The sequence below is a fragment of the Ruegeria aquimaris genome, assembly GCF_025751555.1.
GTDB lineage: Bacteria > Pseudomonadota > Alphaproteobacteria > Rhodobacterales > Rhodobacteraceae > Ruegeria_B > Ruegeria_B aquimaris.
Map to the genome: position 1 here is coordinate 29,324 of NZ_JAOWLB010000013.1, position 23,218 is coordinate 52,541.

General features: G+C 62.7%; 20 protein-coding genes and 1 tRNA gene. 12 read left to right on the top strand and 9 right to left on the bottom strand.

Features of this window, described 5'->3' with window-relative positions:
• Nucleotides 1-5: 5 nt before the first annotated feature.
• The 4 genes from OE747_RS16405 to fabI all read right to left on the bottom strand — a co-directional run bounded on the left by OE747_RS16405 (nucleotide 6) and on the right by fabI (nucleotide 4,514).
• Entirely contained in the window at nucleotides 6-1,850 is a 1,845-nt protein-coding gene (locus OE747_RS16405) for a peptidylprolyl isomerase (protein ID WP_263829635.1), read from the bottom strand.
• Nucleotides 1,851-1,940: 90 nt separating this feature from the next.
• A complete protein-coding gene (locus OE747_RS16410; RefSeq protein ID WP_263829636.1) occupies nucleotides 1,941-3,116 on the bottom strand; it encodes an aminotransferase in 1,176 nt (391 codons plus the stop codon).
• A 69-nt stretch (nucleotides 3,117-3,185) separates the two neighbouring features.
• On the bottom strand, nucleotides 3,186-3,701 hold the full coding sequence (gene gpt / locus OE747_RS16415) for a xanthine phosphoribosyltransferase (RefSeq protein ID WP_263829637.1): 516 nt from the start codon (nucleotides 3,699-3,701) through the stop codon (nucleotides 3,186-3,188).
• Nucleotides 3,702-3,707: 6 nt separating this feature from the next.
• Nucleotides 3,708-4,514, bottom strand: coding sequence for an enoyl-ACP reductase FabI (gene fabI, locus OE747_RS16420; RefSeq protein ID WP_263829638.1), 807 nt, complete (start codon nucleotides 4,512-4,514; stop codon nucleotides 3,708-3,710).
• A gap of 135 nt (nucleotides 4,515-4,649) precedes the next feature.
• Here fabI and pdxH point away from each other — a divergent pair, with 135 nt between their 5' ends.
• From pdxH to OE747_RS16440, 4 genes are all read left to right on the top strand, one after another.
• The gene (pdxH, locus tag OE747_RS16425; protein ID WP_263829639.1) at nucleotides 4,650-5,255 is read left to right on the top strand and encodes a pyridoxamine 5'-phosphate oxidase; all 606 of its coding nucleotides are present in this window, start codon (nucleotides 4,650-4,652) and stop codon (nucleotides 5,253-5,255) included.
• Nucleotides 5,256-5,374: 119 nt separating this feature from the next.
• A complete protein-coding gene (locus tag OE747_RS16430) occupies nucleotides 5,375-5,902 on the top strand; it encodes a cold-shock protein (protein ID WP_263829640.1) in 528 nt (175 codons plus the stop codon).
• Nucleotides 5,903-5,911: 9 nt separating this feature from the next.
• Nucleotides 5,912-6,379, top strand: a complete 468-nt coding sequence (locus OE747_RS16435; protein WP_263829641.1) for a DUF192 domain-containing protein — start codon at nucleotides 5,912-5,914, stop codon at nucleotides 6,377-6,379.
• Nucleotides 6,380-6,422: 43 nt separating this feature from the next.
• Nucleotides 6,423-6,499, top strand: a tRNA-Pro gene (locus OE747_RS16440).
• Nucleotides 6,500-6,506: 7 nt separating this feature from the next.
• On the opposite strand, the gene OE747_RS16445 is transcribed toward OE747_RS16440, so the two are convergent.
• Nucleotides 6,507-6,842: a hypothetical protein gene (locus OE747_RS16445; protein WP_263829642.1), complete on the bottom strand. Its 336-nt coding sequence runs from the start codon at nucleotides 6,840-6,842 to the stop codon at nucleotides 6,507-6,509.
• 639 nt (nucleotides 6,843-7,481) lie between these two features.
• Between OE747_RS16445 and OE747_RS16450 the strand changes: the two genes are divergently transcribed.
• A complete protein-coding gene (locus OE747_RS16450) occupies nucleotides 7,482-11,129 on the top strand; it encodes a vitamin B12-dependent ribonucleotide reductase (RefSeq protein ID WP_263829643.1) in 3,648 nt (1,215 codons plus the stop codon).
• Between the two features lie 387 nt (nucleotides 11,130-11,516).
• Here the strand turns inward: OE747_RS16450 and OE747_RS16455 are convergent, their stop codons facing one another.
• Nucleotides 11,517-13,061, bottom strand: a complete 1,545-nt coding sequence (locus OE747_RS16455; protein WP_263829644.1) for a trimethylamine methyltransferase family protein — start codon at nucleotides 13,059-13,061, stop codon at nucleotides 11,517-11,519.
• A 407-nt stretch (nucleotides 13,062-13,468) separates the two neighbouring features.
• Between OE747_RS16455 and OE747_RS16460 the strand changes: the two genes are divergently transcribed.
• Nucleotides 13,469-13,876: an outer membrane protein gene (locus OE747_RS16460; protein ID WP_263829645.1), complete on the top strand. Its 408-nt coding sequence runs from the start codon at nucleotides 13,469-13,471 to the stop codon at nucleotides 13,874-13,876.
• 154 nt (nucleotides 13,877-14,030) lie between these two features.
• Here the strand turns inward: OE747_RS16460 and OE747_RS16465 are convergent, their stop codons facing one another.
• Nucleotides 14,031-15,218 carry a pyridoxal phosphate-dependent aminotransferase gene (locus OE747_RS16465; protein WP_263829646.1) on the bottom strand — a complete coding sequence of 396 codons (1,188 nt, stop codon included), beginning with the start codon at nucleotides 15,216-15,218 and terminating at the stop codon, nucleotides 14,031-14,033.
• Between the two features lie 258 nt (nucleotides 15,219-15,476).
• Between OE747_RS16465 and cysS the strand changes: the two genes are divergently transcribed.
• From cysS to OE747_RS16480, 3 genes are all read left to right on the top strand, one after another.
• Nucleotides 15,477-16,850 carry a cysteine--tRNA ligase gene (cysS, locus tag OE747_RS16470; protein WP_263829647.1) on the top strand — a complete coding sequence of 458 codons (1,374 nt, stop codon included), beginning with the start codon at nucleotides 15,477-15,479 and terminating at the stop codon, nucleotides 16,848-16,850.
• Nucleotides 16,851-16,943: 93 nt separating this feature from the next.
• On the top strand, nucleotides 16,944-18,575 hold the full coding sequence (gene cimA / locus OE747_RS16475) for a citramalate synthase (RefSeq protein ID WP_263829648.1): 1,632 nt from the start codon (nucleotides 16,944-16,946) through the stop codon (nucleotides 18,573-18,575).
• A complete protein-coding gene (locus OE747_RS16480; protein WP_263829649.1) occupies nucleotides 18,572-19,354 on the top strand; it encodes a squalene/phytoene synthase family protein in 783 nt (260 codons plus the stop codon). Before cimA ends, OE747_RS16480 begins: the two co-directional genes overlap by 4 nt.
• A 99-nt stretch (nucleotides 19,355-19,453) precedes the next feature.
• Here the strand turns inward: OE747_RS16480 and OE747_RS16485 are convergent, their stop codons facing one another.
• The gene (locus OE747_RS16485; RefSeq protein ID WP_263829650.1) at nucleotides 19,454-20,671 is read right to left on the bottom strand and encodes an MFS transporter; all 1,218 of its coding nucleotides are present in this window, start codon (nucleotides 20,669-20,671) and stop codon (nucleotides 19,454-19,456) included.
• Nucleotides 20,672-20,774: 103 nt separating this feature from the next.
• Here OE747_RS16485 and OE747_RS16490 point away from each other — a divergent pair, with 103 nt between their 5' ends.
• From OE747_RS16490 to OE747_RS16500, 3 genes are read left to right on the top strand one after another with little or no spacing between them, the layout of a single operon-like run.
• Nucleotides 20,775-21,407 carry a DNA-3-methyladenine glycosylase family protein gene (locus OE747_RS16490; protein WP_263829651.1) on the top strand — a complete coding sequence of 211 codons (633 nt, stop codon included), beginning with the start codon at nucleotides 20,775-20,777 and terminating at the stop codon, nucleotides 21,405-21,407.
• Nucleotides 21,404-22,069, top strand: a complete 666-nt coding sequence (locus tag OE747_RS16495) for an alpha/beta hydrolase (protein ID WP_263829652.1) — start codon at nucleotides 21,404-21,406, stop codon at nucleotides 22,067-22,069. The genes OE747_RS16490 and OE747_RS16495 overlap by 4 nt, the downstream gene beginning before the upstream one ends.
• Nucleotides 22,070-22,090: 21 nt before the next feature.
• On the top strand, nucleotides 22,091-22,390 hold the full coding sequence (locus OE747_RS16500) for a putative quinol monooxygenase (protein WP_263829653.1): 300 nt from the start codon (nucleotides 22,091-22,093) through the stop codon (nucleotides 22,388-22,390).
• Between the two features lie 133 nt (nucleotides 22,391-22,523).
• Here OE747_RS16500 and OE747_RS16505 read toward each other — a convergent pair whose 3' ends face one another.
• Nucleotides 22,524-23,093, bottom strand: coding sequence for an rRNA large subunit pseudouridine synthase E (locus tag OE747_RS16505; RefSeq protein WP_263829654.1), 570 nt, complete (start codon nucleotides 23,091-23,093; stop codon nucleotides 22,524-22,526).
• Nucleotides 23,094-23,218 lie beyond the last annotated feature (125 nt).

Sequence of the window (23,218 nt, forward strand, 5' to 3'; positions counted from 1 at the left end):
GCCCCTTACTGGAAGCTGGTCTGCACTGCGGTCAGAGCCCGTTGGTCCAACGTTGGCTGAGCACGGGTCTGGGCGTCACGGACATAAAGGTCGAAGATGTTCTGGGCGAGGGCCTGACTTACCTGGGCGTTCAGCGCCTGTTTCATCTGCGCCAGTTCGTCGGTTTCGGCAGGCGGCAGGATCTCGTCCAGCCGCACGACAAAGGCCGCATCGGTTCCGTTGATCACCTTCAGGTCACCCGGCTGCATGGCAAAGACCTGCTCCATGAAGCCAGCCGGCGTGCCATCGATAAACGCGGTGCGGGTCAGGCCGTTTTCGACCCGGTGGGGCAGGCCGGTTGCGGCGAAATCGCCCTCGGTCGCCAGCCCCGTCACGACGCTGGCGGCCTTGTCGGCAAGGGCCTTGGCCGTCTCGTCGGCAATCCAGGCCGCAGCGACACGATCGCCCGCGCTTTCCAGCGGTTCCGGACGCGGCGCCAATTCCTCGTCCAGGCGCAGTGCAAAGACCGATCCGTCTTCGAGAAAACGGATTTCGGGGAAATCGCCTTCGGTCACTTCGGTCGCGGCATCGCGAAAGCCGGAATAGGCGGCAACCCCTTCGGAACTGTCATCGGTCCAGTCGATCTGGGCCAGTTCCATCGCGGTTTCCTGCGCCAGTTCCTCCAGCGTTGCGCCACCCGCGAGCATGTCGCTCAGCGCTTCGGCTTGTGCCTCGATCTGGCGGCGGGCCTGTTCGCCTGCAAGTTCGTCACGCAATTCGGCCTCGACGCTTTCGAAACTGGTCAGGCGTTCGTCCAGAGTACCATTCACCCGGAAAAGCGCGGGCCCCAGGTCCGAGGCAAGAGGCCCGACCACATCGCCAACACCGGCGGCAAACACCGCCTCGGCAGCAGTGCCGAGGTCATCGGCTGTCAGGTCCCCCAGATCGACATCGGCCAGTTGCAGTCCACGGTCCTGCACCAGTTGCTCGAACGTAGCCGAGCCGATTTCGAGCTGTGCCTTTGCACTGGCGGCCGCGTCGTCATCGGCAAACACCAGGCGTTCGACAAGGCGGCGCTCGGGCTGATGGTATTCGCTTTCCCGGCTTTCATAGAGTTGCCGCACCGCGCTCTCATCAACGCTCAGGCTATCCAGCAGCATTTCCGGCGACAGGATCGCATAGGTGATCCGTTTCGTCTGTGGCAGCATGAATCGGTCGGTGTGCTCAGAGTAATAGGCGGCGACTTGCGCGTCGGTGGGTTCCGCCACCGGTTCGTCCAGCGAAGCCGGGGCAACAGTCGCCATGGTAAAGCTGCGGCGGGCGCCGACGAATTGGGCCAGTGTCTCGGCAAAGGTCTCGGGCATCGAAAGCCCACCCATGATGGCGCCCTGCACAAGGGTGCGCGCCGATTCCCGGCGGAGGTCGGCCTCGAATTCGGCTTCACTCAACCCGGCGTTATCCAGCGCATAGCGATAGCCTTCGGGGTCGAACGTGCCATCGACGCCCTGAAAAGCCGGAATCTGGACGATCTCCTTGCTCAGGTTCTCGTCCCCGATAGATACACCCAGCGCGGCGACCTCGTTATCCAGCGCCGCGATTGCCACCAGACGCGCCAGCACGCTCTGGTCAATCCCCAGATCGCGCACCTGGCTCATTTGCAGGGGCTGACCTGTCTGTGCCTCGATGGCGCGAATCTCGCGTTGCAACTCGCGGGCGTATTCATCGACGCTGATCGTCTCTTCTCCCACGGTGGCCACGGTGCGGATGGTGCCGCTCAGGTTCACGGCGCCGAACCCTGCAAGGCCCGCCATCAGCAGACCCATGAGAATCCAGACGAAGGTTTTCGATAAGCTTTTGACGCGTGCGGCCATGTCGCCCCCTTGCTGCGGCTTGATCTGGCTGTTCTGCCATGCCTCTTTGATTGCCGCCCTGAATACGCCGGGCGGCATCGGTGGGCAAGGTCAGATGCGGATGGTGGAAAGCCGGTCGAACAAGCGCCCGATCCCGGCGCGGTCGAGATTGGCGAAGGCGATGCGCAATTGCCGTTCCCCCGCAGGGTCGCCTTTGGGCATGAACATCGTCCCGGGAAGCAGCAGAACACCGGCCTCGGATACCAGACGCTTGGCCAACTCGTCGGACGGGATGTCAAACGGGTGTTCGACATAGGCAAAGTATGCGCCAAGTCCCAGCAACTTCCAGCCTTGCGCCGCGAGCGCTGGCATGCCGTCCTCGATCGCGGCTCGGCGGTCGAGGATTTCGTCCCGTTCACCGGCGACCCATTGGCCAAGGTTCTGCATACCCCACAGCGCCGCATGCTGGCCGATCTGGCCGGGGCAGATAGCCACGGTATCCAGGAATTTCTCGATCTCGGCCAGCAGGGCGGTGTCGCTGGCCAGCGCGCCGACCCGGTGTCCGGTCAAACGATAGGCCTTTGAGAAGGAATAGAGATGTACCAGCGTCTGGTCCCAGTCGGGCCGGGTGAACAGGTCATGCGGCGCGCCTGACCGGCTGTCGAAATCGCGATAGGTCTCGTCGACCATCAATCGCAACCCGTGTTCGGCGGCCAGATCGTAAAAGGCACCGACCAGTTCGGCGGGATACTCCACGCCGCCGGGGTTATTTGGCGTCACCAATGCGATGGCACGGGTGCGCGGCGTGATCAGGGCGCGTGCGGCGTCCACGTCGGGAAGCAGATCGGGTCCTGTGGCCAGCGGCACCGCCGTGACGCCCGCCATGTCGAGCCACATTTTATGATTGAAATACCAAGGCGTTGGCAGGATTACTTCATCCCCTTCGCCGGTGATCGCCGAGATCGCGGCGGCAAAGGCCTGATTGCAGCCTGAGGTGATCGCAACCTGCTCCGGCCTGACCGCGCCGCCATAATGGCGGCTGATCTGGGCGGCCAGTTCAGCGCGCAGATCCGAGTTGCCCAGAACCGGGCCGTAGAGATGTGCGCTGTCCTCGGTCAGGGCAAAGTCGGCCATCGCCTGCCGCAGCGCATGGGGCGGCGGCTCGACCGGGGCCGCCTGGCTGACATTGATCAGCGGGCGTTCAGGCGTAAACGTGACGCCCTCCAGCCAGCGCCGCGCCTCCATCACCGGAGGGGCAAAGGTCGTCGCGGTGCGGGGCAGGGTCATCGGGCGTGCTCTGTCTGTGATTGGATCGTTGAAACGTGCCCCGTGGGGGCGCGAGTTTACCGGACAGGATCAATCCGTGCCGCGATAGGGTTCGACATATTGCAATGCCATGTCCCAGGGGAAGAAGATCCAGGTGTCCTGGCTGACCTCGGTGATGAACGTATCGACCATCGGCCGACCCTTGGGCTTGGCGTAGACAGTTGCGAAATGCGCCTTGGGATACATCGCGCGCACCAGTTCCAGCGTCTTGCCGCTGTCTACCAGGTCGTCGATCACCAGTATTCCGGTGCCATCACCCATCAGACCCGCATCCGGCGCCTTCAGCACCTGTGCCTGACCCTGGGACTGATGGTGATAGGATTTCACGCTGATCGTATCGACGGTACGGATGTCCAGCTCGCGGCTGACGATCATCGCGGGGGCCATGCCGCCGCGGGTGATTGCCACCACCGCGCGCCAGGCGCCGTCGTCGGGCCCCTGACCATCCAGCCGCCAGGCCAGCGCCCGGCTGTCGCGATGGATCTGGTCCCAGCTGATGTGAAAGCCCTTTTCATGCGGCAGGCGATGCGGATCCTTGGTGCTCATACCGTATTACCCCTTGTCGATATCGGGGGCGTCGACCGCCTTCATCCCGACGATGTGATAGCCGCTATCGACATGCAGGTTTTCGCCCGTGACACCCGAGCTGAGGTCGCTCAGCAGGTAGAGCGCCGACTTGCCCACGTCTTCGATGGTGACGTTACGGCGCAGCGGCGAGTTGTATTCGTTCCACTTCATGATGTAGCGGAAATCGCCGATGCCGCTGGCGGCCAGTGTCTTGATCGGGCCGGCGCTGATCGCGTTCACGCGGATACCGTCCTTGCCCAGATCCTCTGCGAGGTATTTGACCGAAGCTTCCAGCGCCGCCTTGGCCACGCCCATCACATTATAGTGTGGCATCACCTGTTCGGCACCGTAATAGGTGAGGGTGACGGCGCTGCCACCGTCGGTCATCAGCCTTTCGGCCCGCTTCATCACGGCGGTGAAGGAAAACACCGAGATGTCCATGGTCAGCTTGAAATTGGCCCGGCTGGTATCGACATATCGGCCGCGCAGTTCGTTCTTGTCGGAAAAACCGATGGCGTGCACGACAAAGTCGAGCTTGCCCCATTTCTGTTCGAGCGCGTCGAATAACGCATCGATGGATGCCTCGTCGCCCACATCGCAGGGCAGAACGATTTCGCTGCCCAACTGAGCCGCCAATGGATCGACCCGTTTCTTCAGCGCATCTCCCTGATATGAAAAGGCAAGTTCGGCCCCCGCGTCGGACAGTGCCTTGGCGATCCCCCATGCAATGGATTTATCGTTGGCCAGCCCCATGATGAGGCCGCGTTTGCCCGCCATCAACTGATTTGACATCTTCGGTTCTCCGCCTGTCTTCGCGTCATGAGAAAGTGGTGTATGCGATTGGACATATCGCTTCAAGGGCGCGCGCTCTTGCTGAGAGGGGCAAGAGGGCTTAGGGTTCGAATTAACTTGTTCAGGGGGATGGACATGAGTGACCGGACTGGCATTTTTGCCGGTGATGACCCATTTGCAATTGCGCGAAACTGGTTGGCCGAAGCCGAGGCCACCGAGATCAACGATCCGAACGCGATCGCGTTGGCAACGGTGAACGCGGATGGACTGCCAAATGTCCGGATGGTCCTGCTCAAGGATATCGAGACAGACGCGTTTGTCTTCTACACGAACTACGAAAGCGCAAAGGCCCAGGAACTCGATGGTGCCGGCAAGGCTGCATTTGTCATGCACTGGAAGTCGCTACGCCGACAAATCCGCGTGCGCGGCCTGATCAGCCGCGAGGAGGGGCCCCAGGCGGATGCCTATTATCAGTCCCGGTCGCTCAAGAGCCGGTTGGGGGCCTGGGCCTCAATGCAGTCGCGACCGCTGTCCAGCCGGACCGCTCTGATGGCCGAGGTCGCCAAGGTCACGGCGGCCAAGGGAACAAATCCGCCCCGTCCGCCGTTTTGGGGCGGTTTCCGGTTGCGGCCGGTTGAAATCGAGTTCTGGGCAGATGGTGCGTTCAGACTACATGACCGCTTTGTTTGGCGTTGCGCAAAACCCGGTGACAGCTGGGAAGTCCTGCGCCTAAATCCTTGATATTCGCGTGACGTGAAATGCAACCACCTGAAAAAGAAAAGTTTTTTTCGCTTGAAAATCAGGGTGAAAATCCGGCACATCAGAGGTCTGAAAAAGTATCCAACCACGATGGAAATCAAGTGGCCGAAGATCTGAGCAGTGTCTATCAAGTGCGGGGACGGGTGAAATGGTTCGATCCTGCCAAAGGGTACGGGTTTGTCGTTTCTGACGCAGGGGGGCCGGACATCCTCCTGCATGTCAATGTCCTGCGTAACTTTGGACAAAGCTCGGTTGCGGATGGCGCGCTGATCGAGATTTCCACACACCGGACCGAACGGGGTGTTCAGGCGATCGAGGTCATCTCGATTGTTCCGCCAGAGCGGTCGGACGCTGCCGTGCTTTCGGATTTTGCCGAATTGGACCAGGACGCGATCCGCATGGCGCCGATGGAACCGGCGCGCGTCAAGTGGTTTGACAAGGGCAAGGGCTTTGGTTTTGCCAATGTCTTCGGGCGCAGCGAGGATGTCTTCCTGCACATCGAGGTGTTGCGCCAGTCCGGCTTGGCCGACCTGCAACCGGGCGAAGCCCTGGCGATGCGGGTCATTGATGGGAAACGCGGTCGGATGGCGGCCGAGGTTCTGGCCTGGGAATCGGCCATCAAGGACTGAGGCATCACCATGTTGCGCGCGGCGCTCTTTTTTCTTGCCATCATCCTGAGCGCGCCGGCGTTTGCGCTCGAAGCCTGCCGTGACGATGTCGTCTTTGTCCAAGGCGAGGAGACCGAACTGCGGTTCTCGATCGAAGTGGCCGCCACTCAGCAGGACCGGTCGCGCGGGCTGATGTTTCGCGAGCACCTGCCCAGAAGCGCTGGCATGCTCTTTGTTTTTGAACGCCCCCAACGGGTGGCCTTCTGGATGAAAAACACGCTTATCCCGCTCGACATGATCTTTGTCGATCAGTTCGGAGAGGTTACCCGCGTGCATTCCAATGCGATCCCGCATGATGAAACCGCGATCCCCGGTGGGGATGACGTGTTCGCCGTGCTGGAAATAAATGGTGGACTTGCCGCCAGTTACGGAATCTCGGCTGGTGCCAGGCTGAGACATCCGGTTTTTTTGCAAGGTTCCGCAGTTTGGCCGTGTTAGGCCTTTTCAAATCGACGGCGCACCGCTAGGAAGGCGCACGGTCCGGGGCGTGGCGCAGTCTGGTAGCGCACCTGTTTTGGGTACAGGGGGTCGTGAGTTCGAATCTCGCCGCCCCGACCATCCTCACTCATTCGATGATCGGTTTGCCGCCCAGATCGTCAAGCATGCGCGAAATACTGCGCAGCGTGGTCTGGTCCTTGTAAGCAACACGCAGGTCGGACCCTTTCGTCCGGGGGACGTTGATGTAATTCTCCAGATCCGCGCGGTATAGCTGATCGGTCTGACGGATCACGCGCAACTGAAGGACGAGTTGCGGCAGGTCCTCGTAGGTACCGCCATGGGTCAGAATCAACGCGGCGGTGACATCCGGTGGCAGGTAGACCCAGCATTGCGCGGTTTCTGCATCCGGACGCCGAAACGTCTCGGTTCGATCGGCGCAGGCGGCTTCGAATCCTTCGATCAATGCAACCGGGCGTTCCGGAAACTCAGCGGCAGTGTGATATCGTGCTACATCTTGTGTGCAAGATGCAACGATACTCGGAACGCAAAGCAGAATTGCACGAAAATTGAACACGTCCGAGACTCAGGTGTTTGGCAGGCTGATGTGCAACCTCTATGCCATTTCGACAGGCGCTGCGAGGCCGATTCAGATTTGCTGCGATGCAGTATAGTTGCGCGGGTCTGAACGACAACGCTGCTAAACTTGCCTGAAAAATCGGGAAAACGTCGCAACGGTCATTTTGCGGTCGCAGCGAACTCCTGTGGACGACATGTGGAGGAATCGCAGCGCTGTGACGGGCGGATTCCGGCACGTGCGAGGTCAACCAAAAAGAATCCTCGAAAGTCAAAAATTGCCGTTGACCTGATATGTCCCAATACGTCAGATTGTGTGAGCCGAGCGTTGAGCCACTAAATCTGGTAGTTAATAATTCAGAGGCCGCGCATGGATGGGACGACCGCAAGCCAACGAGTGCGCAGGGATGCCGAGTGCCGACCGGGTCGGCTGGCCGATCTTTGCGTATCTATCCGGTTCGGGTCAGGACCCGAAATCGGAGCAAGGCCAGGCGGCCACATATGAACCAAAGGACCAGGGGCTGGGGACATGAAGATCGATAGAAAGTTCACGATTGCAGGGCAGGATGCGTATGCGGAGCTGGAGTTTGTCACCGCGACCTCCGAGATTCGCAATCCCGATGGCAGCATCGTGTTCCGGTTGGACGACATCGAGATCCCCGAAGACTGGAGCCAGGTGGCAAGCGACGTTATCGCACAAAAGTACTTTCGCAAGGCGGGCGTTCCCAGCCGTCTCAAGAAGGTGCGTGAGAAGGGCGTGCCCGAGTTCCTGTGGCGGTCGGTCGCCGATGAAGGTGCCGTGATGGGCGGAGAAACCTCATCGAAACAGGTGTTTGACCGTCTGGCCGGTGCCTGGGCCTATTGGGGCTGGAAAGGCGGCTATTTCTCCACCGAAGAAGACGCGCGCGCTTATTATGACGAGATGCGCTTCATGCTGGCGACCCAGCGCGCGGCCCCCAATAGCCCGCAGTGGTTCAACACCGGCCTGCATTGGGCCTATGGCATCGACGGCCCGGCTCAGGGTCACCACTATGTAGACTACAAGACCGGCAAGCTGACCAAATCCGACAGCGCCTATGAGCATCCCCAGCCGCATGCCTGTTTCATCCAGTCGGTCAGTGACGACCTGGTGAACGACGGCGGGATCATGGACCTGTGGGTACGCGAGGCGCGCCTGTTCAAATACGGGTCCGGCACCGGCACCAACTTCAGCCACCTGCGCGCCGAGGGAGAGAAACTGTCGGGCGGCGGCAAGTCCTCGGGCCTGATGGGCTTCCTTAAGATCGGCGATCGGGCGGCGGGCGCTATCAAGTCGGGTGGCACCACGCGCCGGGCAGCCAAGATGGTGATCGTCGACGCCGACCACCCCGATATCGAACAGTTCATCCAGTGGAAAGTGATCGAAGAGCAGAAGGTCGCCAGCATCGTGGCCGGCTCGAAGATGCACGAAAAGATGCTGAACGGCATCTTCGCCGCCATCCGGTCCTGGGACGGGGTCGAGGCGGATGCCTATGATCCAAACACCAACGATGGGCTCAAGGCCGCGATCCGCGAGGCCAAGAAGGTCGCGATCCCGGAGACCTATATCAAGCGGGTTCTGGACTACGCCAGGCAGGGCCACACCAGCATCGAGTTCCCGACCTATGACACCGATTGGGACAGCGATGCCTACAGTTCTGTCTCGGGGCAGAACTCGAACAATTCGATCCGTGTGACCAACGCCTTCCTCAAGGCGGTCGAAAAAGACGCAGATTGGGAACTGATCAACCGGGTCGATGGCAAGGTCGCCCGAACGGTCAAGGCGCGCGATCTGTGGGAAAAGGTCGGCCATGCCGCCTGGGCCTGTGCCGATCCGGGCATCCAGTTCCACGATACCGTCAACGAATGGCACACCTGCCCCGAAGATGGGCCGATCCGCGGGTCGAACCCGTGCTCGGAGTATATGTTCCTGGACGATACCGCATGTAACCTAGCGTCGATGAACCTGCTGACCTTCCTCAAGGAGGGCGAGTTTCAGGCCGACGACTATATGCATGCGATCCGGCTCTGGACGCTGACGCTGGAAATCTCGGTGATGATGGCGCAGTTTCCGTCCAAGGAAATCGCGCAGCTGAGCTATGATTTCCGCACCCTGGGTCTGGGCTATGCCAATATCGGCGGTCTGTTGATGAACATGGGTTATGGTTATGACAGCGACGAGGGGCGCGCGCTGTGTGGTGCGCTGACCGCGATCATGACCGGTGTCGCCTATGCCACCTCGGCCGAGATCGCCGGAGAGCTGGGGCCGTTTTCCGGATACCAGCGCAATGCCGATCACATGCTGCGCGTCATTCGCAACCACCGCGCCGCTGCTTATGGCAAGGCCAACGGCTATGAAAAGCTGAGCGTCAAGCCGGTGCCGCTGGATCACGCCAATTGCCCCGACAACCGGCTGGTCGAATTGGCGATGACCGCCTGGGACGAGGCGCTGAGCCTAGGCGAGAAGAACGGCTATCGCAACGCGCAGACCACGGTTATCGCACCCACCGGCACCATCGGTCTGGTGATGGATTGCGATACCACCGGGATCGAACCCGATTTCGCGCTGGTGAAGTTCAAGAAACTGGCCGGCGGCGGATATTTCAAGATCATCAACCGCTCGGTACCTGCCGCACTGGAGCATCTGGGCTATTCGAGTTCCCAGATCGAAGAAATCGTGTCCTATGCCGTTGGCCATGGCTCGATTGGCAATGCGCCGGGGATCAACCATACCTCGCTAACCGGTCACGGTTTTGGCCCGAATGAGCTGAGCAAGATCGAGGCGGCGCTCGAGTCGGCCTTTGACATCCGCTTTGTGTTCAACCAGTGGACCTTAGGCCAGGAATTCTGCACGCAGGTCCTGGGCATCCCGGATGCCAAGCTGAACGATCCGACATTCGACCTGCTGCGCCATCTCGGCTTCTCGAAAAAGGATATCGAAGCCGCCAACGACCATGTCTGCGGGACCATGACGCTTGAAGGCGCGCCGCATCTTTCCAAGGAGCATTATGCGATCTTCGATTGCGCCAATCCCTGCGGCAAGAAGGGCAAGCGGTTCCTGGGCGTGGACAGCCACATCACCATGATGGCGGCGGCGCAGAGTTTCATCTCGGGCGCGATTTCCAAGACGATCAACATGCCCAACAACGCCACTATCGAGGATTGCCAGAAGGCGTACGAGCTGAGCTGGTCGCTGGGGGTCAAGGCCAACGCGCTCTACCGCGATGGATCCAAGCTGAGCCAGCCTCTGGCCACGGCCTTGGTCGAGGATGACGACGAGGCGGCGGAAATCCTGGAAAGCGGCTCTCCCGCCGAGAAGGCCGCCGTGCTGGCCGAGAAGGTGATTGAAAAGATCGTGGTCAAGGAGGTGATCCGCAGCCACCGCGAAAAGCTGCCGCATCGCCGCAAGGGCTATACCCAAAAGGCGATCGTGGGCGGTCACAAGGTGTATCTGCGCACCGGCGAATATGGTGACGGCAGCCTTGGCGAGATCTTCATCGACATGCACAAGGAAGGTGCCGGTTTCCGCGCGATGATGAACAACTTTGCCATCGCGGTTTCGGTCGGCCTGCAATATGGCGTGCCGCTGGAAGAATTTGTCGACGCCTTTACCTTCACCAAGTTCGAACCCGCGGGCATGGTGCAGGGCAACGACTCGATCAAGAACGCCACCTCGATCCTCGACTACGTGTTCCGGGAACTGGCGGTCAGCTATCTCGACCGCACTGACCTGGCGCATGTCAAACCCGAAGGCGCCACCTTCGACGATATCGGTCGCGGCGAGGAAGAGGGCGTCTCGAACGTGACGCCGGTGACCGAAACGGCGGCGTCCAAATCGCTCGAGGTGCTGAAGCAGATCAGCTCGACCGGCTATCTGCGCAAGCGTTTGCCGCAGGAACTCGTGGTTCTGAACGGTGGCGCCGTGAACGGCGCCGACCCGTTGGCGGCGCTCCAGACACTTGTGCCCGAAACAGGCGCAGCCTCGGTGACTGTCACCGCGCTGACCTCCGGCACCGTTACCGGCATGGATGCGCGCACCAAGGCCCGGATGCAGGGGTACGAGGGCGAGGCCTGTGGCGAATGCGGCAACTACACGCTGGTGCGAAACGGCACCTGCATGAAGTGCAACACCTGCGGTGCGACGAGCGGCTGCTCGTAACCACCGGTGCAGGATCGCGCCCCCGCCGGGGCGCGTAGGGGCCGGGGGCTTCCCTCGGAAATCCGGCCCCGCCGAAATCCGGAACCGGCGGCGCGGTCCATCCGTGCCCGGCGTTCCAGCCGACGGCCCCATCTGCTGGGGTTGCCGGGTCCCGGGTGGGGCGGGGTGACCAGCCCCCTCACTCGATCACGGGGCGGGTGCGCTCGCCCCCGACGCGTCCAGGCCGCAGGCAGAAAAACCGGGCGGTCAACGAAGTGAGCCTGGATGGCGAAACTCAAAGGGGGCCCCGGCCCCCTTTTTCTTTTCTTTGGAAATAGCGTGACCCATTTCCGAATGGCCAGCTGAATTGACCATTTTGAGATAGTATTACGGCGCTATTTCAGCGCCTTATGCGCGGAGGTAAATGTTGAATTGTGCCCGGATCGCGGCATCGGTCACCGGGTCGAACCGGGCTGGCGAGCGCTCTGCCAGGATCTGCTCCTTGCGTGCCTTTGCCTTGGTCACAAGATCGGGCTTGCCGATCTCGGCCCATTCCTTGGGCGAGGTCCGATCGCCATAGGTCGGATAGACATGGTCCAACTGCATCCGGCTCAGCGTCGCATCGGTGCCGAGGTAATGGCCCGATCCGCCCAGGCAGACCTGGGCGATCTGATCTAGGGCCAGGGTTTCGTCATTGACCTCGATCCCGCGCACACAGCGCAACGCCTGTCCGATCAGGTCATCCGACAGGATCAGGCTCTCGTGACAGAAGCCCAGCAACGAGGCATGCATGCCCGCCGCTTCGTAAACCATGTTCAACCCCGAGAGGCCCGCCATCACGTTGGAACACATCTGCTCCCACCCGGCTTGCATATCGGGCAGCTTGCTGTCGGCGATACCAGCCGCGGCACCGCCCGGCAGATCGTAAAACCGATGCATCTGGGCGCAGCCCGCGGTTAAAAGCGCCTGCTCGCCCGAGCCTCCGGTCATCGCGCCGGTGCGCAGATCCAGCCCAAAAGGCCAGGTGCCGAAAACTGCCGGTGCGCCGGGCTTTACGGCGTTTACGTAAACCAGCCCGGCAAGGCATTCGGCCACCGCCTGCACGATGGCACCCGCGATGGTAGACGGGGCCGTGGCCCCCGCCATTCCGGCGGACAGCAGAAGCACTGGCATGCCGTACTTGATGCATTCCTCCATCACCAGGCAGGATTCGGTGGCGAATTTCATCGGCGGGACGACAAAACAGTTGGAGTTCGACACAAAAGGCCGCTCTCGCCATTTGTCCTCGCCTCCGGCGATCAGATGCAGCATCTCGATGGCCGGTTTCACATAAGACGGATCGGTGAACGAGGTGCCGACATGTTTGAACGTGCCCGCGCAGCAGGCATAGACCGTGTTCAGGTCCATGTCGCGGTTGTCGGGAATATCGCGACAGACCATAGGGCGCTGAACGAAATGGATATTGTCCAGTTGTTCGCAGATGCGCGCGGCGTCGTGCAGATCCTGAACGGTCGAATCCCGGTATTCTCGACCCTCCACATCGACCATGTGCACGGCGGCGCCAGCGGTGCCGTAATGGACGCGGGTGCCGGACAGGTCGAGATCGGTCTTGCCATCGCGGCTGTAGAGCGTGACCGAGCGATTGGCGCGGGCCAGCGTATCCTCGACCAGGGCGCGCGGGAAGCGGATGCGGCGATCCTCGCCCAGGGTACATCCTGCGGCAGTCAGGTAGTCGATGCCGCTTTGCGGCGCATCGGCCAGCCCGATCCGCTCCAGCGCGTCGAGCGCGGCGTTATGGATGCGCTCCATGTCCTGCTGGCTGAGCACGTTGAGCGCACCGCCGCTCATGCCGGGGCGAATGGGGCGCAGGTGATCTGGCAGGGCCGAGGCGCGGGCGGCACGACGGGCGGCACGACCGCCGGAGCGGGCGGAGTTACGATTCTGGTCATTCATGTCTGGGTATCCGGTATTGAAAAGGTCCGAAGGTCTGATCCGTGCTCAGACCCGGACTGGCCGACCCCGCGCCGCGCGACCGCGATCGGCACCGATGGTGCGACTGACCAGACAGATCTTGCTGCGTTCGCCTTGCATATGGCCTCACTCCCGAATGACGAGACCCTACAGTGCATGCCGACGTATTCTGTCCTGTTTGCGACCAGAAGGTCGCAGACGCCATGCGCGGAAAACCGCGATCCCTGCCAGGGATCGGGCAGGTTTCAGCGCATGGCTTGATCCGTGGCTGACCTTTCATTGCAGCACCGGCCCAGGACTCACATCTGGAGAATGCGCCGGCGCCACGTGCAGGCAGAGCAGTCCTGGTCCTATCCGACGCTGGCGCGTCAATGACAAGGATTCAGAAAATGAAACTCTTGGTATCCGCCGCAGCGATCATCTCGGTTGCATCCCTTCCCGCCTTGGCCGGTGAGTTCAACGGCCCGTATCTTGGTCTGGGGGTCGGTTACACCGACGCCGACGGACCGGGCGCGCGCGACGGGGACAACACCAGATTTGGCGGCCATGTCGGCTATGACTATTCCTTTGGTAGCGGGTTCGTGCTGGGCGGCGAGGTCGAATATGACCGCGTGAATGCCGATCTGGGCGGTGCTGGCGGCACGATCGACAATATCGGCCGGTTCAAGGCCAAGGCCGGGTACGATTTCGGACCGGTTCTGGGCTATGGCGTGGTGGGCGCCGCGCGGGCAACCACGTCGTTCGGTAATGACACCGGGCTCGTCTATGGGGTCGGGTTGGCCTATCCCGTGACCTAAAAATGGGCCGTGAGCGGCGAGGTTTTACGCCACGAGTTCAACGATCTGGGCGGTGCGGGCAGCGATTTCAACGTCGATACCTTCAACCTGCGGGCTTCGTTCCGGTTCTGAGGCTATTGAAATCAAGGGCGGGCGGCCTGCGGGCCGCCCGATATCATATTTGGGGCAGGCTAGGCGCCTGCTGCGCCGCAAAATGACAGAGCGTCTTGAGCGCTTTGGCAAAGGCATCGTCGGCAACGGTCATTGCCACCCGAACATGGCCCGCCGCCGCCTTGCCAAAACTTTCCCCCGGCATTACGGCGATATGGTGGGTTTCGAGCAAGGTCGCGGCAAAGGCCTCGCCCGACAGGCCGGTCGCCCGTATATCCAACATCAGGTACATCGCCCCCTGGGCCGGGCTGAGACGGACGGCATTCTGGCCCGCCAGGATATGCTGCGCAAGCTCTCGGCGCCGACGAAACGGGGTTGCAATTTCCTCTTCCAGGTCGCGTCCTTCCCCCAGGGCGAACACCGCCGCGTCCTGGACAAACCCGGGCACGCCATAGGTGGTATGGGGGGCCAGCGTGATCAGATGCGAAATCGCCTCTTCCGGGCCCACGATCCAGCCGCAGCGCGACCCGGTCATGGCGTGGGACTTGGACATTGAACCAACGACCAGCGTGCGCTCGGCCATTCCGGGCAAAGTACGGGGAGACAGATGCGCCCCTTCCCAGATCTGGGTGTCATAGACCTCGTCCGAGATCAGCCACAGATCGCGATCCCGGCAGACACGGGCGATCCCCTCCAGCGTTTCACGGCCATAGACCACCCCCGTCGGATTGTTGGGTGAGTTGATCAGGAGAGACACCGCGCCATCTGCCTCGGCCCCGATCGCTTCGGCGCGCGGCTGGAACCCGTCCTCGGCCCTCGCGATCACGGCGCGGGGCAGGGCGCCGGCACCGCGAATCGTGCCCGGATAGGTGGCGTAATAGGGATCAACAAACAGCGCCGTATCCCCGGGATCACAAGCCGCACTATGCGCCGCGAACAGGGCCGCCTGACCTCCGGGCGTGATCAGCACGTTGTCACGGGTGGTGCGCTGGCCGGTCCGTTCTTGCACCCGCGCGGCCACCGTATCGCGCAACAGAGCCGTGCCGGGCACCATGGCATAACCGGTATGACCGCTCCGGGCGGAGCGGTCCATGGCATCGAGAATCGAGCTGTGCGTCCGCGTGTCATGCTCGCCAATGGTCAACTCGGTCACGGCGATGCCTTCGGCGATCATCCGCCGCGCCCGCAGGAACAGGTCCCACCCATCCGATCCACCCCCGGTGAGGCCGGTTATCCGCCGTGACAGTCTCATGTCGCTTCCCTTGCCTGCGTTCCAGGCGGAGAGGGGCAGAGGTGGTTCCGCTTGTCAATCGCCGTCCGGATTTTCATGTTGGAGAAGCAGGCCTGGCGTGCTAGACGATATACCATGACCCGCACCATTCGCATCATTATCTGCTGCATTACCCGCTGATCCAATCGCGGGCTGGTCATTCGTCGTTTCCTTCGCAAAGACAAGTTGCTAAGCCCGCGCTGACAAGCGCCTGCCGCATGCTGTTGAGGAACAAGACCGATGACGACAATCAAGCTGCACAACACAAGGACGCGGACAAAGGAAGAGTTTGTCCCGATCGACCCCCAGAATGTGCGCATGTATGTCTGCGGTCCCACCGTCTATGACCGGGCGCATCTGGGCAACGCGCGGCCCGTGGTGGTGTTCGACGTGCTCTACCGTCTGCTGCGCCATGTCTATGGCGCGGATCACGTGACCTATGCCCGCAACTTCACCGATGTGGACGACAAGATCAACGCGCGCGCGGCCGAAAGCGGGCGACCTATCGGCGATATCACCGCCGAGACGACCCAGTGGTTTCTGGACGACATGGGCGAATTGGGCGCGCTGGAACCCGACCACATGCCGCGCGCGACGCAATATATCCCGCAGATGGTGGCGATGATCGCTGACCTGATCGCCAAGGGCCATGCCTATGAGGCCGAGGGGCATGTGCTGTTCGCGGTGGATTCGTGGAAAGAGCACTATGGCAAGCTCTCGGGCCGCTCGGTCGACGACATGGTCGCGGGTGCCCGGGTCGAGGTCGCGCCCTACAAGAAGAACCCGATGGATTTCGTGCTGTGGAAACCCTCGACCCCCGATCTGCCCGGCTGGGACAGCCCCTGGGGCCGGGGGCGGCCGGGCTGGCATATCGAATGCTCGGCCATGAGTTACGAGCTCTTGGGCGAAAGCTTCGACATTCACGGCGGCGGCAACGACCTGATGTTTCCGCATCACGAGAACGAAATCGCGCAAAGCTGCTGCGCCCATCCCGAGGGTCGTTTTGCAAATATATGGCTGCATAACGAGATGTTGCAGGTCGAGGGTAAGAAGATGTCCAAGTCGCTGGGCAACTTCTTTACCGTGCGCGACCTCTTGGATCAGGGCATCCCGGGCGAGGTGATCCGGTTCGTGTTCCTCAGCACGCATTACCGCAAGCCGATGGACTGGACCGAGAAGAAAGCGAAAGAGGCGGAAGCGACATTGCGCAAGTGGCATGCGCTGACAGCGGGCATCGAACCCGCCGCCAGCGCCGCACCTGCGGTGATCGAGGCGCTGGCCGACGATCTCAATACGGCAGGCGCGATTGCCGAACTGCATCGTCTTGCTGCCGAAGGTGAGCCTCCGGCGCTTCTGGCATCGGCCCGGATAATGGGACTGCTGACGGAGGCAATCGGAGCCTGGGCCGAGGTTCCGGTGGTCGACCTGTCGGAGCAGGCGGCGCGGCTCTTCACTGCGCGCCAGAATGCAATGGCAAGCAAGGATTTCTCGGAAGTGGATCGGCTGAAATCCGCCCTGGTCGCGGCGGGACTCGAAGTGCGCATGAGCAAGAGCGGCGTCGAACTTGTGCCTGGGCCCGATTTCGACGCGGCCAAGCTGGAAGCGTTGCAATGACTCTCGTGCCGTTTTGCAGGCCAAAGCCGTCGGACCGGGGCTCTGCCCCGGACCCCGGAGTATTTGTTACCAGAAAGAAGCAGGAGCCGGACCATGGCTGACCGCCTCTACCTCTACGACACCACCCTGCGCGACGGGCAGCAGACCCAGGGCGTGCAGTTTTCCACGGCCGAGAAGGTGCGCATCGCCCAGGCGCTGGACAGTCTGGGCATCGACTATATCGAAGGTGGCTGGCCCGGCGCCAACCCCACCGACAGCGCGTTTTTCGAGGCCGCGCCAGCGACCCGCGCGCGGCTGACCGCCTTTGGCATGACCAAGCGGTCGGGCCGTTCGGCCGAGAATGACGATGTGCTGGCCGCCGTGATGAACGCGGGCACGGGCATCGTCTGTCTGGTCGGCAAGGCGCATGACTACCACGTGACCCATGCGCTTGGGATCGACCTGCCCGAGAACACCGGGAACATCCGCGCCTCGATGGCCCATATCGTGGCGCAGGGGCGTGAGGCGCTGTTTGATGCCGAGCATTTCTTTGACGGCTATCGCGACAATCCCGCCTATGCGCTGGAGGTCTGCCGCGCCGCGCTGGAGGCAGGCGCGCGCTGGATCGTGCTGTGCGACACCAATGGCGGCGCCATGCCCGCTGATGTGGCCCGCGTGGTGGGCGAGGTGATCGCCGCCGGTATCCCCGGCGACCGTCTGGGCATCCATTGCCACAACGACACCGATCAGGCGGTGGCCTGTTCGCTGGCCGCGGTGATGGCGGGTGCGCGCCAGATCCAGGGCACGCTGAATGGGCTGGGCGAGCGTTGTGGCAATGCCAACCTGACCTCGCTGATCCCGACGCTGCTGCTCAAGGAGCCTTATGCCAGCCGGTTCGAAACCGGTGTCAGCGCGGGGGCGCTGGCCGACCTGACCCGGATCAGCCGCATGCTGGACGATATCCTGAACCGGGTGCCGGTGAAACAGGCGCCCTATGTCGGCTCCTCGGCCTTTGCGCACAAGGCCGGGCTGCATGCCAGCGCCATCCTCAAGGACCCTTCAACCTATGAACATATCGACCCGGCGCTGGTCGGCAACGAGCGCATCATCCCGATGTCGAACCAGGCGGGCCAGTCGAACCTGCGCAAGCGGCTGACCGATGCGGGGCTGACCGTGCCGCCAGGCGACCCGGCGCTGGGGCGTATACTGGACCTTATCAAACTGCGCGAGGACGAGGGCTATTCCTATGACACCGCGCAGGCCAGTTTCGAGCTGCTGGCGCGGCGCGAACTGGGCCAGATGCCCGCGTTCTTCGAGGTCAAGCGCTACAAGGTCACGGTCGAGCGGCGCAAGAACAAGTATGACCGCATGGTCAGCCTGTCCGAGGCGGTCGTGGTGGTCAAGGTGGACGGCGAAAAGCTGCTTTCGGTCAGCGAGTCGCTGGACGAGACCGGCAGCGACCGGGGTCCTGTCAACGCGCTCTACAAGGCGCTGGCCAAGGATCTGGGGCGCTATTCGGCGATCCTCAGCGACATGCGGTTGGTGGATTTCAAGGTGCGCATCACCCAGGGTGGCACCGAGGCCGTGACCCGCGTCATCATCGACAGCGAGGATGGCAAGGGGCGGCGCTGGTCCACCGTGGGCGTCAGCGCCAACATAGTCGACGCCTCGTTCGAGGCGCTGCTGGACGCGATCAACTGGAAACTGTTGCGCGATTGCGCGGGGCAAGGGGTGGCGGCGGAGTGAACGACGTCTTCGACGCCGATCTGTCCGCCTGCGCCGAGCTGGTGCAGCGCGCCGACCCGGACCGTTTCGCGGCGGCGATGGCGGCGCCGGTGGCGGCGCGGCGGGTGCTGTTCCCGCTCTATGCGCTGGCGGTCGAGGTGGCGCGCGCGCCCTGGGCCTCGGCCGAGCCGATGATTGCCGAGATGCGGCTGCAATGGTGGCGCGACGCGCTGGAAGAACTGGCGCTCGGCAAGCCGCCGCGCCGGCATCCGGTGGTGACGCCGCTGGCGGGTATCCTCAGCCCGCAGATGGCGGCGCGGCTGGATGGGTTCGTGGCGGTGCGGCGCTGGGACATCTACCGCGACCCGTTCGAGGATGACGCCCACTTGACCCGCTATCTGGAACAGAGCAGCGCCAGCCTGCTTTGCGCGAGCGCAGCGGCGCTGGGGCAGGCGGACGAGGATGTCTTGCGCGATTACGGCTATGCGACGGGACTGGCCAACTGGTTTCGCGCCATCCCCGAGCTGGAGGCACGCGGGCGCATCCCGCTGCTCGATGGTTCCCCCGCGGGCATCCGACGCCTTGCAGAAGAGGGGCTTGACCGGCTGTCGCGTGCCCGCGCCAAACGTGCCCTGATCTCACTTGCTGCCCGGCCCGCGCTGTTGGCAGGCTGGCAAAGCGGTGCTGTCCTTCGCCAGTTGCAGCAGGACCCGGGCCGTGTCGCGACGGGTCAAATCGGCCTCAGCCCCTTTGCGCGCCATCTGCGTCTTAGCCTGCAGGCCATGACAGGCCGCTGGTAAGCGCAATTGCCAGGTGCAAAGAAACCAGTCTCCGCTCTTTCCTCTTGCTGAAAATATCCCGGGGGAGTCGCCGTCAGGCGACGGGGGCAGCGCCCCCGCTTACGCATCCCTAGGGCGCAGCATCAGCCAGATCAGCGCCCCCCCCGCCAGGGTCAGGAAGGGAACCATCGCCAGGTTAACGGCAGTCCAGCCCTCGACCGCATTGCCGCCCGAGCAATTCATCAGCCCGCCCGAGGCCAGCGAGGCCATGGTGACGCCGCCAAAGACCAACAGATCGTTCAGTCCCTGCATCCGGCCACGCTCATGCGGTTCATGGGCACTGGCAAGCATTGTGGTGGCGCCGATGAAGCCGAAGTTCCAGCCCAGTCCCAGAAGAATGAGCGCAATGAAGAAGTTGTTGAGGTCAACGCCTTGCAGCGCCACCACCCCGGCGGCGGCCAGCACCACCAGACCGGCGGCTACGACCTTTTCCACCCCGAACCGGGCGATCAGATGGCCGGTGAAGAAGCTGGGCACATACATGGCCAGCACGTGGCTGGTCACCACATCCGCCGCATCGCCCCTATCATATCCGCAGCCCACCACCGCCAGCGGGGTCGAGGTCATCACCAGGTTCATCAGCGCATAGGAGACCATGGCGCAGATCACCGCCACCGCGATACGCGAAGTTTTCAGCAATTCCATCCGCGAGCGCCCGCGCGGGCTGTCGGCAGCGGGCGGAGTGGGGCGCGGAATGTCGAGGAAGAAGAAGAGGAGCGCACCCAGCAGGTTGACCGCAATCACCGCGTAATATGTGCCCAGAAACGGGATGACATAAGCGTCGGACGTGGCCTTCACCAGTTGCGGCCCGATGATCGCGGCGGCCAGCCCGCCTGCCATGACATAAGAGATCGCCTTGGGCCGGAACGCGTCCGAGGCGGTATCGGCGGCGGCAAAACGATAAAAGCCATGCGCGCTCATATAAACGCCGGTCAGCAGGCTGCCCACCAGAAACACCGGGAACGAGGAGAGGTACAGGCCATAGGCCCCGACCGCGCCGCCCAGTGCACCCGCCAGCGCCCCCAGCAGGAATCCGGCCCGGCGGCCCCATTTCTGCATGATGGCCGAAATCGGTGTCGCCGCCAGCATCGACCCCAGAACGATCAGCGAGATCGGCAGCGTTGCGAGGCAGACATTGCTGGCCAGCGACTGGCCGGCCAGCCCGCCAATGGTAAAGATCATCGGCATCTGCGCGCCCAGAATGGCCTGGGCGGCGACGAGAACGGCGACATTGCGTTTGGCGCGACTGTCGCTGGTGTGGTTGTCGGCGAGCGTCATGGACGCATGCGTATCGGTGAATGCAAGCGGCGGCAAGCCGGTTGAAACCTATTGTGAACAGATTAACCTTTGAGTGAACTGGAATCGTGTCGCAGGGGTCGGGATGACTGTTGGACGTATCATCGAATCCCCCGATTGCGTGGCCGAAGGGGCGGCCTGGCTGGCCGAAAGTTGCCCGCGCATGGCCCATGCGATGACGCTGACCGGGCCCTTGCCATTGCGACGGCGCCCGGATGGCTTTGCCGAACTGCTCAGCGCCATTGTCAGCCAGCAGGTCAGCGTCGCCTCGGCCAACGCGATCTGGGCACGGATGCGGGCGGCGGGTCTGACCGGCCCGCGCAAGATCCTCTGGGCCAGCGACGACGATCTGCGCGCGGTGGGCCTGAGCCGACAGAAGATCCGATATGCCCGCGAGCTTGCCAAAGCGCGTATTGATTTCAAGGGCTTGCGTACAGCACCGGATCAGGAGGTGATCGCCGAACTGATCCGGGTGCCCGGCATCGGGGTCTGGACCGCCGAGATCTACGCCATGTTCAGCCTGGGCCGCGCTGATGTGTTCGCGCCCGGCGATCTGGCTCTGCAAGAGGCGGCACGGGTACTCTATGACTTGCCCGAGCGCCCCAGCGAGCGCGCCCTGCGACAGATGGCGATGGCCTGGTCGCCCTGGCGCTCGGTTGCGGCGCGGGTGCTCTGGGCCTATTACCGGGTGTCAAAGGACAGGGAAGGGATCAGATGACACGTGTTCTGAAGGCCGGGCGCAAGGCACCGGTATCCGGCGATACCCGCTCGGCGGTGGTGTTCGTGCATGGCTATGGCGCCAACGGCGCGGACCTCTTGGGGCTGGCCGATGTGCTGGGAGAGTATCTGCCCGACACGCTGTTCGTCGCTCCTGATGCACCCGAGACCATCCCGGGCATGCCCTTTGGGTTCCAATGGTTTCCGATTCCATGGCTCGACGGATCGTCCGAGGAAGAGGCCCGGCGCGGCATGGCCGCCGCCGTCGATGACTTCAACGCCTTTCTCGACGCGCTGATGGTGGACGAGGATCTGCTGCCCGAACAGGTGGTGCTGTTCGGCTTCAGCCAGGGCACGATGATGAGCTTGCACGTGGCCCCCCGGCGTGAGGATCCGATCGCTGGGATCGTCGCCTTTTCGGGACGGCTCCTGGAGCCGGACCTGCTGGCTGACGAGGTGGTCAGCCGCATGCCGATTCTGCTGGTGCATGGCGATGCCGACGACGTGGTGCCGCCGCAATCCTTGCCGCAAGCAGCCGAGGCGCTGCAAGGCGCGGGGTTCAAGGAGATCTATGCCCATGTGATGAAGGGCACCGGCCATGGCATCGACCAGGATGGCCTGGGGGTGGCACTGGCCTTCATGCGTGACAAGCTGAACCTGTAGAGGCGAATGGGAGAGAAACACATGCTGATCGTGACAGGTGTGATCGAGATTGCCGCGGGCGGGGTGGAGCTTGCCCGCGCGGCGGCAGTGGACATGGTTGCCGAGACGCTGAATGAGCCCGGCTGTATCCTCTACGAATTCAGTCAGGTCCTTGGTCAGGAGACCCGGTTCCGCGTCTATGAGGAATGGCAGGACCTGGCGGCGCTGGAGGCGCATTTCGCAACCCCGCATATGGGACGGTTCCGCGCCGCTCTTGCAAAGGCGGGTGTGGTTTCGCGTGAGGTCTATCGGCGCGAGGGCGGCGACAAGGTCTTGCTCTGAGCGCGGCAAACCTGTCCGGGTGACCATGCGCCAAGTGAGCCGCTTGCGGATCGGCGGGATGCCTTCGGCGGGAGTATTTGCAACCAAAAAGAAGAGCTTAGGCGCTGTTGGCCTATCGGTCGTCCGCCGTGGCTCAGCGGCCGGATTGGGGCGCGGGCAGGGTTTCCCATTGCCCCGGGGCGAGACCGTCGATGGTCCACTCGCCGATGCGCGCACGGATCAGGCGCAGGGTCGGGTGGCCAACGGCGGCGGTCATGCGGCGGACTTGCCGGTTGCGGCCTTCGCGGATGGTCAGTTCGATCCAACTGTCGGGAACCGATTTGCGCACCCGGATCGGCGGGGTGCGTGGCCACAGCTCCGGCGGCGCGTCGATCAGCCGGGCGCGGGCGGGCCGCGTGAGACCATCGTTCAGCTCAACACCTTTGGCCAGGGCATGCAGAGCGGCCTCGTCGGGGATACCCTCGACCTGTGCCCAATAGGTCTTGGCCATCTTGTGCCGGGGGTCGGCGATGCGGGCTTGCAAGCGCCCGTCATCGGTCAACAGCATCAGTCCCTCGCTGTCGCGATCCAGGCGCCCGGCGGGATAGACGCCAGGCAGGTCGATAAAATCGGACAGGGTCTGACGCGGCGAACCGGCGCTGCCGCGATCGGTGAACTGGGACAGCACGTCATAGGGTTTGTTGAAGCGGATGAACCATGTCATAGACAGGGCCATAACTGTCTGGACCGGCGGCGGCAAGCCTGTGGATAACCGTCACTTCTCTGTTACCTGGGCGCGTTAGCACGAGGGCGACATCTTGTGGGTAATCAGGACTTGCCAGAGGCCAA

Excerpts from the sequence above, each read along its gene's own strand:
- OE747_RS16405 (WP_263829635.1), bottom strand. The coding sequence starts at position 1,850 with ATGGCCGCACGCGTCAAAAGCTTATCGAAAACCTTCGTCTGGATTCTC.
- OE747_RS16410 (WP_263829636.1), bottom strand. The coding sequence starts at position 3,116 with ATGACCCTGCCCCGCACCGCGACGACCTTTGCCCCTCCGGTGATGGAG.
- gpt (WP_263829637.1), bottom strand. The coding sequence starts at position 3,701 with ATGAGCACCAAGGATCCGCATCGCCTGCCGCATGAAAAGGGCTTTCAC.
- fabI (WP_263829638.1), bottom strand. The coding sequence starts at position 4,514 with ATGTCAAATCAGTTGATGGCGGGCAAACGCGGCCTCATCATGGGGCTG.
- pdxH (WP_263829639.1), top strand. The coding sequence starts at position 4,650 with ATGAGTGACCGGACTGGCATTTTTGCCGGTGATGACCCATTTGCAATT.
- OE747_RS16435 (WP_263829641.1), top strand. The coding sequence starts at position 5,912 with ATGTTGCGCGCGGCGCTCTTTTTTCTTGCCATCATCCTGAGCGCGCCG.
- OE747_RS16450 (WP_263829643.1), top strand. The coding sequence starts at position 7,482 with ATGAAGATCGATAGAAAGTTCACGATTGCAGGGCAGGATGCGTATGCG.
- OE747_RS16455 (WP_263829644.1), bottom strand. The coding sequence starts at position 13,061 with ATGAATGACCAGAATCGTAACTCCGCCCGCTCCGGCGGTCGTGCCGCC.
- OE747_RS16460 (WP_263829645.1), top strand. The coding sequence starts at position 13,469 with ATGAAACTCTTGGTATCCGCCGCAGCGATCATCTCGGTTGCATCCCTT.
- OE747_RS16465 (WP_263829646.1), bottom strand. The coding sequence starts at position 15,218 with ATGAGACTGTCACGGCGGATAACCGGCCTCACCGGGGGTGGATCGGAT.
- cysS (WP_263829647.1), top strand. The coding sequence starts at position 15,477 with ATGACGACAATCAAGCTGCACAACACAAGGACGCGGACAAAGGAAGAG.
- cimA (WP_263829648.1), top strand. The coding sequence starts at position 16,944 with ATGGCTGACCGCCTCTACCTCTACGACACCACCCTGCGCGACGGGCAG.
- OE747_RS16485 (WP_263829650.1), bottom strand. The coding sequence starts at position 20,671 with ATGACGCTCGCCGACAACCACACCAGCGACAGTCGCGCCAAACGCAAT.
- OE747_RS16490 (WP_263829651.1), top strand. The coding sequence starts at position 20,775 with ATGACTGTTGGACGTATCATCGAATCCCCCGATTGCGTGGCCGAAGGG.
- OE747_RS16495 (WP_263829652.1), top strand. The coding sequence starts at position 21,404 with ATGACACGTGTTCTGAAGGCCGGGCGCAAGGCACCGGTATCCGGCGAT.
- OE747_RS16500 (WP_263829653.1), top strand. The coding sequence starts at position 22,091 with ATGCTGATCGTGACAGGTGTGATCGAGATTGCCGCGGGCGGGGTGGAG.
- OE747_RS16505 (WP_263829654.1), bottom strand. The coding sequence starts at position 23,093 with ATGACATGGTTCATCCGCTTCAACAAACCCTATGACGTGCTGTCCCAG.